Source organism: Streptomyces sparsogenes, from assembly GCF_001704635.1.
Lineage (GTDB): Bacteria > Actinomycetota > Actinomycetes > Streptomycetales > Streptomycetaceae > Streptomyces > Streptomyces sparsogenes.
In genome coordinates, this window is sequence record NZ_MAXF01000077.1 from 108,203 (window position 1) to 119,350 (window position 11,148).

At 74.8% G+C, this 11,148-nt stretch carries 7 protein-coding genes and 1 pseudogene; 3 read left to right on the forward strand and 5 right to left on the reverse strand.

Annotation, left to right across the window (positions count from 1 at the left end; genetic code table 11):
• Positions 1-1,061 precede the first annotated feature (1,061 nt).
• Genes BBH68_RS41960 through BBH68_RS15540 form a run of 5 tightly spaced genes read right to left on the reverse strand, consistent with a single transcriptional unit; the run spans position 1,062 to position 8,519 of the window.
• A complete protein-coding gene (locus tag BBH68_RS41960) occupies positions 1,062-5,690 on the reverse strand; it encodes a tetratricopeptide repeat protein (protein ID WP_065962771.1) in 4,629 nt (1,542 codons plus the stop codon).
• On the reverse strand, positions 5,687-6,304 hold the full coding sequence (locus BBH68_RS15525; protein ID WP_065962773.1) for a hypothetical protein: 618 nt from the start codon (positions 6,302-6,304) through the stop codon (positions 5,687-5,689). Before BBH68_RS15525 ends, BBH68_RS41960 begins: the two co-directional genes overlap by 4 nt.
• The gene (locus BBH68_RS15530) at positions 6,301-6,621 is read right to left on the reverse strand and encodes a hypothetical protein (RefSeq protein ID WP_065962775.1); all 321 of its coding nucleotides are present in this window, start codon (positions 6,619-6,621) and stop codon (positions 6,301-6,303) included. Before BBH68_RS15530 ends, BBH68_RS15525 begins: the two co-directional genes overlap by 4 nt.
• Positions 6,622-6,645: 24 nt before the next feature.
• Entirely contained in the window at positions 6,646-7,956 is a 1,311-nt protein-coding gene (locus BBH68_RS15535; RefSeq protein WP_065962777.1) for a CHAT domain-containing protein, read from the reverse strand.
• Between the two features lie 11 nt (positions 7,957-7,967).
• On the reverse strand, positions 7,968-8,519 hold the full coding sequence (locus tag BBH68_RS15540) for a hypothetical protein (RefSeq protein WP_076970865.1): 552 nt from the start codon (positions 8,517-8,519) through the stop codon (positions 7,968-7,970).
• A 116-nt stretch (positions 8,520-8,635) separates the two neighbouring features.
• Between BBH68_RS15540 and hemL the strand changes: the two genes are divergently transcribed.
• The 3 genes and pseudogenes from hemL to BBH68_RS15555 all read left to right on the forward strand — a co-directional run.
• Positions 8,636-9,952: a glutamate-1-semialdehyde 2,1-aminomutase gene (gene hemL, locus BBH68_RS15545; protein ID WP_076970864.1), complete on the forward strand. Its 1,317-nt coding sequence runs from the start codon at positions 8,636-8,638 to the stop codon at positions 9,950-9,952.
• A gap of 8 nt (positions 9,953-9,960) precedes the next feature.
• Positions 9,961-10,647, forward strand: coding sequence for a histidine phosphatase family protein (locus BBH68_RS15550; RefSeq protein ID WP_174589030.1), 687 nt, complete (start codon positions 9,961-9,963; stop codon positions 10,645-10,647).
• A 146-nt stretch (positions 10,648-10,793) separates the two neighbouring features.
• Positions 10,794-11,148, forward strand: a pseudogene (locus tag BBH68_RS15555) (hypothetical protein); the annotation flags it as partial.

The window sequence follows — 11,148 nt, forward strand, 5'->3', positions numbered from 1 at the left end:
CGTTCACCCGTCGTCAATCTCCCGGCAGCCCCGCCTGTCTTCCGTTCCCCCATGAGAGCCGCTTCCCCGAAGACCGCCCTCGCCGCCCTGGCGCTCACCGCCCTGGCCGTCGCCCTGCTGATCTGGACCCTCGCCCCGCACGGCGGGAGGACCCTAGGGGGCGACGGGAGCGGCGGGTCTGCCGCGGCGTCCGGCACCGACCTGGAGCGCCGGATCACCGACTACACCGCCCGCTTCGGCGCGGACACCGGCTATCTGCCGCCCCGGCGCGCCGACCGCGAGGCCGTCGCCCATGCCGTCGGGCTCCTCCTGGACGGCCGGCGCGCCCAGGCCGCGGCCCGGCTCGCCGCCCTGGACTTCGACCTCCGTACGGTCACCGACAGCGCCACCGGCCGGCGCTACGCCGAGATCGCCGACCGCACCGACACCGGCCCCGCGCCGCGCGGCTGGGGGCGGGTGTACCTCGACCTGTCGGCCCCCGTGCGCTGGTCCGTCCAGGTCCCCCACCCCGTCGCGGACGCCCGTACGGAACAGCTGGGCGTCGGCGTCCTGCGCGGCACCCCGGGCGGCGCCCTCGTCCTCGCCGGCGCCCACCGCGACGCGGGCACCGGCGACGCGGCCGACGTGGCCCACCGGCGCGACACCGTCTTCGCCGCGGTGTGCGCCGAACTCGCCGGGCGCGGACTCCCCGGCCTCCAGATCCACGGCTTCGCCGACGACTCGGCCCCCGCCTACGACGTCATCGCCTCCACCGGCCGCGCCACCCACGAGAGCCGCACCGCCGCCCGCGCCCTCGCCACCGCCCTCCGCACCCGCGACTTCACGGGTCTGCCGCGCCTGGGTCCGCTCCTGCCCCCTGGAGGGCCACACCAACGAACAGGGCCGCACCGCCGCGGCCCGGGACAGCACCTTCCTCCACGTCGAGTTCGCCAACGCCGTCCGCACCGACCCCCGGGCGGCCGCCCGCGCCGTCGCGGCGATGAACGAGGTGACCGCGCGCTGGGAGGGCGGCTCGGGGCCGGCGCCGCCTCGCCGGTGACATCACCGGGGGGAGGGGCCGCTCAGGACTCGGCTTCCAGCCTCGCGAGCCACCGCCCCGCCCGGGCCGCCGCGTCCTGCCAGGGGCCGCCCGCCGCGTACTCGAACGCCCTGCGGGCGCCGGTGAGGTCGCCGGATCCCAGGAGGCTCGCGCCCAGGTTGATGGCGGACATGCCGCCCTGGACGGGGTGTCCGGTGGCCATGACCCGGCGGTAGACCTCCCGTGCCTCGTCCTCGCGGTCGTTGTCGGACAGCATCCGGGCCAGATCGAAGGCGGCGGCCGGGGAGTGGTGGGGGTGGCCGGTGCGGACGGCGCGCTCGTACGCCTCGCGGGCGGCGGGGAGGTCGCCGTCCCGTTCGAGGCTCTTGGCGAGCTTGACGGCCGCCAGAGCGGCGAGTTCGGGGTCACCCGAGGTGACGGCCTCGCGGCAGGCGTCGTCGTAGCACTGCCGGGCGCCGGCGTCGTCGCCGCGGCTCTCCCGCAGGCGGGCACGGCACAGCAGGACCAGGGCGGTCTCGTCGGGGCCGGCGAGGGCGATGACCCGATGCAGGGCGTTCCGCGCCTCGTCCGGTGGCCGCTGGGCGGGGATTTCGCAGAGGTAGTAGTGGGTGCGGGCCCGGTGGTCGCCGGCGTCGACGGCGGCGGTCAGGGCGGCGAGGGCCGCTTGGGGCGGCTCTTGGTGGGCCACCCACCGGCCGTAGTCGAAGAGGGGCGGGACGGCGGCGTCCGGGAGCGGGGGAACGGGCCGGAGCGCCGCGAGGCGCTGCTGGGCGAGGGACGCCGTGTCCCCGGCCGCGGCGAGCCGGTAGGCGTCGAAGGCCTCCGCGACGGTGAACTCCGCCACGAGCAGGTCGCCGAGCGCGAGGGCGGCGCGGGAGGCGATGTCGGCGTCGGGGGACCGCGCGGCGGACTCCCAGGCGGCCCGCGCGCCCGCGTAGTCCCCGGTGTGTTCCCGCGCCAGGCCGAGGAGCCCCGCGTAGGCCGGCTTCTGCTCCTCGGAGACCAGCGGTCGCAGCCGGTCCAGGACCACGAGGGCCTGTGCGAACCGCCCGTCCGTGATGAGGTCTTCCGCCAGGGCCGCCATCCGCAGGGGGTCGCCGCTCGCCACGACCTGCCGCGTCGGCGGCGGGAGCTGCTCAAGCGCCTCCCCCAGGGCCGCCAGTTCACCGAGCCCGGCCTCGGCCCGGTCCGCCTCTTCGGGGTCCGCTCCGTCCTTGGCGCGCTCGTACGCGGCGCGGGCGCCTTCGAGGTCCCCGTCCGCCACCAGCAGGTCTCCGAGCAGATTGGCGGCCATCGGCGCGTGCCCGTCCAGGCCCGACCAGGCCGCGCGGGTGAGGGCGGAGCGAGCCGCCTCCTGCTCGCCCCGCTCCAGCAGGATGAGCCCGCGACCCAGCTCCGCGGTGGCGCGCACCCGTGGGTCGTCGGCTTCGGTCAGCGGCGCCAGTACGTCGAACAGGGCGTCCTTGTCACCCCGTCGCAGCAGGTCACCGGCCTCCCGCAGGGCCGTTCCCCAGTCGGGGTCCAGGGGCGGGGCGTCGGAGTGGTCGCGCGGTTCCCCCCGGCTGGCGTCCCAGGGCCCGTCGTCCTCCTCGGCCGCGTCAGGCCGGTCGAGGGCGTCACGGACCGTGGTCATACGCGCGGCGAGGTCCGGGTCGGCCGCCCGGATGCGGGCCAGGTCGGTCCGCAGGTCGAGGAGCTGGGACCACAGGACGCCCCGGCCGCGTTCGAGGAACTCGACGGCCAGGGCGGGGCGGCCGGCGTCCAGGGCGACCCGCGCGGCCTGGGAAGCCAGACCCTGTCCCCGCGCCAGCGGCGCCTCGCGCACCGCCCGCGGCTTGCCCCGCCACGCGGAGAGCGACAGCAACTCCAGCAGGAGACGGCAGGCGTCGAGCACCTCTTCGCCGGAGCGGTCGGCGACCGTCACCCACATCCGGGCGGCGTGGAAGCGGGTGTCCGCGGACGCCGTGTCGAGGGTGGCCACCTGGCGCAGGATCTCCGCGGCCTCGGGGCTCCGGAAGGTGCCGTCCGGTTGCTCGCCCCGGCGGGCCAGCACTTCGCCCAGCAGGACCGCCGACACCGGCGCCCGCTCGTGGCCGACGGCTGTCACCACCTCGCGCAGCAGGGTGACGGCCAGCTCCAGGTCCGTCTCCGCCCGGCCGCCCTCCCACCGCCGGAAGAGGACGCAGGCCGTGTTGTGCGCGGTTAGCACCCGGCTGCGCTCCGGCCGGTCGGTGCGGGCCAGCATGCGCAGCCCCAGCTCCACGGCGCGGTCCCGCGCGGCGCCGTGCCCCTCCGGCGCGCGGGACCGGTCGGCGTGGATGCTCAGCAGTGTGGCGACCGCGTTGTCGTGCGGGAAGGACCCGGGCCGGGCATGCCGCAGGCCCTCCTCGGCGTAGGCCACCGCCCGCGTGAAGTCCTCCTCGTCGCCCTCGCTCAGCCAGCGGCGCCGGAACGCGCTCGCCGCGGTGGTCAGCCGCTCCGCGTGGGCGGGATGGCGCTTCGGGGTGGCGTCGACCACCGTGACGACGGCGTCCACCGCTTCCTGGAGGTCGGAGGGGATGCCGTGGTCGGCATGGCGCTGGAGCAAGGCCGTGGAGAGGTTGTACAGGACGGCGAGGGCCCGGTCGCCGTCCCGGTCGCCGTCGGCGTGCCCGCTGCCCCCGCCGTGACCGGCGGTACGCGACCTCGCCCACTGCCGGGCCGCCCGGAGGATCTCCACGGCCTGTTCCAGGTCTGCGGGGTCTCTGCGGAGTTGGTAGCGGAGGCTGAGCGCCCCGGCCAGATGCACCCGGGCCGGGGACTCCGGCGGTTGCGGCACCCCGGTCGCGCAGGCGCGCCGCGCCAGGGTGACGGCCTGGTCGAGGTCGTCGTGGCGGTCCGCCTGCTCGTACCGTTCGCGGTGGTTGGCGGACTGCTGGGCGAGCCAGCCCGCCAGCCGGGGATCGCCGGGATCGGCGCGGGTCAGCGCGGTGGCGCCGTGGTCGATGGCGCGGTCGAGGTCCGCCAGGGTGCGGGTGGCCGCGGCACGCAGGCGCAGGGCGGTGGAGAGCTCGATGAGGAATTCGGGGAGCTCGGGGTGGTCCTCGGGGAGCAGGGCGAGGATCCGCTCGCCGCGGTCGACCGCCCGGTCGATGTCGCGCGCGTCGTGCGCCAGCTCGTAGCGCGCCCGGTAGGCGGCCATGAGGCCGGCCAGGCAGAGGGCGGCGAGCTCGCCCCAGCCCCGGGCCGAGGACCGGTCGAGCACGTTCTCCCAGGCGTCGACGGCCGCGTCCACATGCGCCCGGGACCCGCCGCGGGCGAAGAGGTTCAGATGGAGCGTGCCGTACAGCTCCAGGGTTCTTCTGAGCAGCGGGGAGTGCTCGGGCAGCAGGGCGGCGGCCTCGCCGGCGGCGTCGATCGCGGTCCTCAGGTCGTCGGCCGGCGCTTCGGCGCCGCCCGTGTGATGCCACAGCGCGGAGGCGTAGTTGACCAGCATCGCCGCCCGGCCCACCGGGGGGAAGGGGTGGGCCAGGGCGCGGCGGTAGGCGTCGATCGCCGCGCCCATCAGCCGCCGGTCCTGGGTGCGGCTCGCCAACTGCTGTCTCGCGGTGGCCAGATGGAACAGGCGCACCGCCGACTGGCGTGGCCCGTCGGCGTGCTCGACCGCCGCGGCGCAGTGTTCCACCGCCTCGCGCAGCAGGGCCGGGTCCGTGTGGTGCTCACTCAGCGCCAGCAGGGCCGCGCCGAGGTCGTCGCGCATCGAGTGGTGGTCCGGGCTGCCTGGCGGGGTGTGTGCCAGCGCGTCGCGGACGCGGCGTACGGCCTCCTGGAGCAGTCCCAGGTCGCGCTCGCGCGCGCCGGCCTCCCGAAGGGACCTGGCGAGGTTCGCCTCCAGATGGCCGTCGCCCGGACGGAGCGCGACGGCCCGCAGGCCGGCCTGGACTGCCTGGCGCAGCAGGGAGAGCTCGCCGGCGCTGATGCCGACCATGGTGAGAAGGCGCCCCAGCCGGTCGAACCGGAAGGCCCGTACGTCGCGGGTCGCGGGCCGCGCGGCGAGTGCGATGGCTGCTTCCACCAGGTCCAGACAGGTCCGGTCGGAGGTCTCCGCCTCCGTCAGCCCGGTCAGGAGTGCCTCCCAGACGCCCGTCTCGGCACGGATGTCGGACGGCGCCTGATCGAGGAACTCCAGGGCCAGCCGGATCGCTTCGCGCGTCAGGTCCGGCTCGCGGCCCCGTGCTCCGGCGCGCAGCAGGACGGGCAGCATGTTGGTCGCGCAGGCCAGGCGCGTGCCGCCGGAGAGCAACGGGAGGGCCTCCCGGTAGACGTCCACCGCCTCGCGCAGGGCGGCGAACGATCCCGTGCGGTGCTCGGTCCGCGCCAGGACGTTGCCGAGGTCGTAGAGCGTCCTGCCGCGCCGCGCCGGGTCGTCGAAGCCCGCGGCGGCCTCGCGTAACAGGTCGGCGGCCAGCCGGAGATCCTCCGGATCCCCGGTGGCGGAGCCGCGTCGCTCGACGAGCAGGCCCGCCGCTCCCAGGTGCGCGGCGCGCGCCCCGGGCCCGTCGGCCGCTTCCGCGCCGGCCAGGTGGGCCTCGATGGCCGCGTCGAGTACGTCCGGGTCGGCCGGGGCGTCGTAGGGCGTGAAGTCGTCGGCGGGTTCACCGGCTTCGGTCATGGGCACTGCTCCGCCGGCTCGACGGTCAGCACGTCGGCGAGGTCGACCGCGATCCGTCCCGCCTTCGTGGACAGCGTCAGCCGCCCGTCGGCCGCGGTGGCGGCGGAGCCGCACAGCGTCGTGCCGGGCGTCCGCAGGCGCAGTTTCGGGCCCGACTTCTCCGGCCCGTACCAGGTGGTGCCCACGGCGGCCACGAGCAGCGCGGTGCACAGGAGCGTCGCGACGATACCGCGGCGCAGGTCGCCGAGCGCGGCCCGGGCCGTGAGGTGGTCCTGGGTGACCGTGGAGGTGGTGAAGTCGACCGGGGTGAGCGCCGGTTTGCCGTTGTGCGCGCGCAGCAGCCAGTAGGCGCCGAGGGCGCCGACGAGCAGGGCCGCCAGGAGCAGACAGCCGATGACGATGTGCCAGGGCGCGGCCACCTTGTCGATCTCACTGCGCCCGCGGATGAGGCCGAAGCCGATCAGGGCGAGCAGGAGCCCCGCCAGGCCGTTGCGCCAGGAGAGCGCGGCCTCGCGCACCCGCGGGAGCTCGGCGAGCAGCTCCCGGTGGCGCTCCTGGGCGCGGGCGGCGTCCGCTCCGTCGGCGGGCGGGCCGGGCCCGAGGACGAGCGTCATGACGTGCTGATCCGCAGCAGCCAGAACGCCCCGCAGCCGACCTTGTCCGCCGGCCGGCCGGGGTGGTCGTCCGCGCAGGTGCAGATGACCGGCTCGAGGCGCTCGCCCGGAGGGGGCGCGGAGCGCCGGGCTCCGCGCGTCAGGCGGAAGCTCTTGTACGTGCCGGCGACGACGGGCACGTGGATGACCGTGCCGCAGCGCGGGCAGGGCCCCTTGAGCTCGGCGGTCCCCGGCCCCACTTCGGTCAGGGTGAAGTCGGCCGCGGCACGCTCCGCGTACGAGTCCTCGGTGACTTCGGCGTAGGGCAGTGCGCTCACGTTTCCTCGCTTGTCGGGCGGGGCTCAAGGCCCGGTGTGGGTGAAGGCGGCCCACCGGCTCGGTCGGTCGGGGTCCCGGTCGCGCAGCCGCAGCACCGCTTCGGCGGCCGCCGCGGCCGACAGCTCCGGTCTGAACCTCCCCTCGCACATCAGGGAACGGAAGACCCGCTCGGCCAGTTCCGTCGCCGTGTCGGCGTCGATCGACCACAAGGCCGCCAGCACATGCCGGAACCCGGCGTAGTGCAGTCCCGCGCCCAGGGTGATCACCTCGTCGCTGAGCCCGAGCCCTCCGGAGGCCGTCATACAGGCGGAGAGGAACCCGAAGTCGCCGTCGTAGCGGCCGCGGCTCAGCTCACCGACCGTCAGGGTCCCGTCGCTGAGCAGCAGTCCACCCCGCGACGGGTCGAGCACGTCCTGCTGTCCGTGGCAGCTGAAGTGCGCCCACCGGTGGTCGGCGAGCCGCTCCAGCACCGCCTTGCGCGTCGCCTCCCGCCCCGCCAGTACGGTCAGCCGGTCGTCGCCGAAAATCTCGCGCAGCAGCTCCACTTCCGCCCGGGTCTGCGGCAGGGGTGGCTGACCCGGGACCTCGCCCACCGCCACGACCAGCAACTTCTCCGGCCTGTCGGCGGGCCCTCGGGGTGGGGCGGTGGGCGGCCGGGCGGCGTGCGCGAGGGCGCGGAGGGTGGGGGTGTAGGAGGAGACCGTCCGGTCGAGGACGCTGCGTCCGCTGCCGTCGTGATGTCCGGCGGCGTGGAGGGGGAGAAACGACAGCAGCCCGCTGGGGCACCACCAGATCCGGTGATCCTCGCGGGCCGCGGGATCGTCCGCCCTCAGCGCGCCGAGCACCGGCCCGGCCACGGTCTTCCACAGCCAGGCCAGGTCGTGCGGGAGTTTCCCGTCCAGCTCGGCCTGGGCCCGCCCGAGCGCGAGCTTGGCCTGGTGGTGGGCCTGGAAGGTGGCGGCGATCGGCCGGACCCCGGCCCGCTCCTGCGTGTGGTGGAGTAACTGCGCCGCCTCGTCGACCTGCCGCAGCCGGTCCAGGTGTGCCACGGTGCGCTCCTGGAGCTCGTCCAGCGCCAGGGCGGGAAGCGGCACGGAGGTCGCGCCGCCGCCGGTCACCAGCAGCGCGTCGCACCGCTGCGCGGTGATGTTGATCAGTACGCCGGTGCCCTCACCGACCCCCGGCGTCAGGTCCGCCAGCCGCGGCGGAGCCAGGAAGTCCGCGAACTCGGACCCCAGTCGGCGCACGCGCTCCACCAGGTCGTCCCACTCGCGGGCCAGCGCGATCCGCCGGTCGGTCGACCGTGCCCGCCTGGAGTGGGGGTCCCCCGCCATCACACCCCGGGTCAGGGCCAGACCAGGCAGTACGGCTGGTGGCCCGCCTCGTGCAGCCGGTGGGAGAAGTCCTGCCACTCGTGGAGCAGCCGGTAGACCGTGAAGGCGTCGCGCGGGCCGCCGCGGTCGGGGACGGTGGACCAGATGAACGCGGCGGCGCCCACCGCTTCCTCGCCGACGCCGCGGAGCGGGTCGACGGCGGTCATGGGGAGCTTGACCACGGCGTAGTCGGGGTGGAGGACGACGAGTTCGAGCGGGGGCACCTTGTGGAGGGGGACGCCTTCGATGCCGGTGAGGACCATCGCGGCCACCGTCTCCGGCTTGATCTTGGTGAACATGCCGTGGCCGAGCTCGTCGCCGCCGAGCTCCTCGGGGCGCATGGAGATGGGCACGCGAGCGGCGGTCGCGCCGTCGGGCGCGCCGAAGTACTTGTACGTCACCCCCATACGACCGCCCCCGCCCCTGCGTGCGCCGCCCGCGTCCTTGCGCCTATGGCGGCCGGGGCGGGCGCGCTCGGGACCTCGATCGTCGGTCCCTTCACCCAGTTCGCCACCGCGATGCATATCTCCACCCGACCACTCGCGGCACCTGCCGCGCAACCCGATCATCGTGTCAGAGACCTCCCCCGCGCCAGTCGTGTGAAACGCCCGGCGGCAGTTCTTCGTAAGCCTCTGACAACATGGCATGCGTGAGCTATCCGTACGCAGCCCCAGTTTCGCAGACGCTTTTCGACCGCGCGGCCGTCGTGACGCCCGGCGGCGTGAATTCTCCGGTGCGGGCCTTCCGCGCCGTGGGGGGTACGCCCCGTTTCATGGTGTCCGGTACCGGTCCGTACCTCACCGACGCCGACGGACGGGAGTACGTCGACCTCGTGTGCTCGTGGGGGCCGATGATCCTCGGCCACGCCCACCCCGAGGTGACGGCGGCGGTGCAGGCCGCCGTGGCGCGGGGGACCTCGTTCGGGACGCCGGGGGAGGGGGAGGTCGCGCTCGCCGAGGAGATCGTGGCCCGGGTCGGCCCGGTCGACCAGGTGCGCCTGGTCTCCTCGGGCACCGAGGCGACCATGTCGGCGATCCGGCTGGCGCGCGGGTTCACCGGGCGGGCCAAGGTGATCAAGTTCGCGGGCTGCTACCACGGGCACGTGGACGCGCTGCTGGCCGCGGCGGGGTCCGGGGTGGCCACCTTCGGGCTGCCGGACACGCCGGGTGTGACGGGCGCGCAGGCCGGGGACACCGTGGTGCTGCCGTACAACGACCTGGAGGCGGTGCGGGCCGCCTTCGCCGCGCACCCGGACGAGATCGCCTGTGTGATCACCGAGGCCTCGCCGGGCAACATGGGCGTGGTGCCGCCGCTGCCGGGGTTCAACGCGGGGCTGAAGGAGCTGTGCGCCGAGCACGGCGCGCTCTACATCTCCGACGAGGTCATGACCGGCTTCCGGGTCTCGAAGGCCGGTTGGTACGGGATCGACGGCGTGGAGCCCGACCTGATGACCTTCGGCAAGGTGATGGGCGGCGGCTTCCCGGCCGCCGCGTTCGGGGGGCGCGCCGAGGTCATGGCGCGGCTCGCCCCGGCCGGCCCCGTCTACCAGGCGGGCACCCTGTCCGGGAACCCGGTCGCGACCGCGGCGGGCCTGGCGCAGCTGCGGCTGCTGGACGACGCGGCGTACGACGCGGTGGACGCGGCGTCCGCGCGGCTGCGGGCGCTGGTGACCGAGGCGCTGGCCAAGGAGGGCGTCGAGCACCGGGTGCAGGCCGCCGGAAACATGTTCTCGGTGTTCTTCACCGGCGACGAGGTCACCGACTACGAGAAGGCCAAGGCCCAGCAGGCGTTCCGGTTCACGGCCTTCTTCCACTCGATGCTGTCCCAGGGCGTCTACCTGCCGCCGTCCGCCTTCGAGTCGTGGTTCCTGTCCACGACGCACGACGAGCGGGCGCTGGAGCGGGTGGCGGAGGCTTTGCCGGGGGCGGCGCGGGCCGCCGCCGAGGCGACTGAATGATGGGGTCCATGACGAAGAGCGACAACGACATCACCGTCGTGCATGTGATGCGGCACGGCGAGGTGGAGAACCCCACGGGGGTGCTGTACGGGCGGCTGCCCGGATACCACCTCTCGGAGCTCGGCCGCCGGATGGCCGACCGGGTCGCCGAACACCTGGCGGAGCGCGACATCACCCATGTCGTGGCCTCGCCGCTGGAGCGGGCGCAGGAGACGGCGGCGCCGATCGCCAAGGCGCACGGCCTGGAGGTGGCCACCGACCAGCGGCTGATCGAGGCGGCGAACGTCTTCCAGGGGAAGACCTTCGGCGTGGGCGACGGCGCGCTGCGCCGCCCGGCCAACTGGAAGCACCTGACCAACCCCTTCCGTCCGTCCTGGGGCGAGCCCTACATCGACCAGGTCGTGCGGATGATGGCGGCCATCGGCGTGGCGCGGGACGCCGCGCGCGGGCACGAGGCGGTGTGTGTCAGTCACCAGCTGCCGATCTGGATCGTGCGCAGTTTCGTCGAGCGGCGGCGGCTGTGGCACGATCCGCGTAAGCGGCAGTGCACCCTGGCCAGCCTGACCACCTTCACCTACCGCGGCGACAGGATCGTCTCGGTCGGATACAGCGAGCCGGCTCGCGATCTGGTCCCGGCGCATCTGCTGGCGGGTGCCAAACCGGTGAGGGGCGCCTCCAAGGGCTACGGCGCATGACCGGCGCGTAATAGTCCGGAGACAGCGCGTCGACAATCGAATTCCGTTCCGTTGATCCGGAACCTCGGTATTCGCTTCGTCATCTCACCGGGCGTCCGCGACACCTGGCGGGCGTCGGATACGGCGAAGAGCGAATTGAGGACGCGATGCGTGAGGTCAGCCGACGGGGGATTCTCGGCCTTGGAATGGGAGCGGTGGCGTCGCTGGCCGTCGCCGGCTGCTCCTCCTCGGACTCCGGCGGCACGCCCAAGCCGAGGAGGACGACGCAGGCCCGGCCGACGCCCCGGCCGATCGGCGACGGCTCGACCGCGCACGCCGGGAAGCAGCCGAACCAGCCGCCCGCGCCGGAGCGTCTTGAGCCGGGCCAGAAGCCGCCGCAGTTCGTGGTCTTCTCCTGGGACGGGGCGGGGGAGGTCGGCAACGGCCTCTTCCCGCGCTTCCGCAAGCTCGCGAAGGACCACGGCGCGGCCATGACCTTCTTCCTGTCCGGGCTGTACTGCC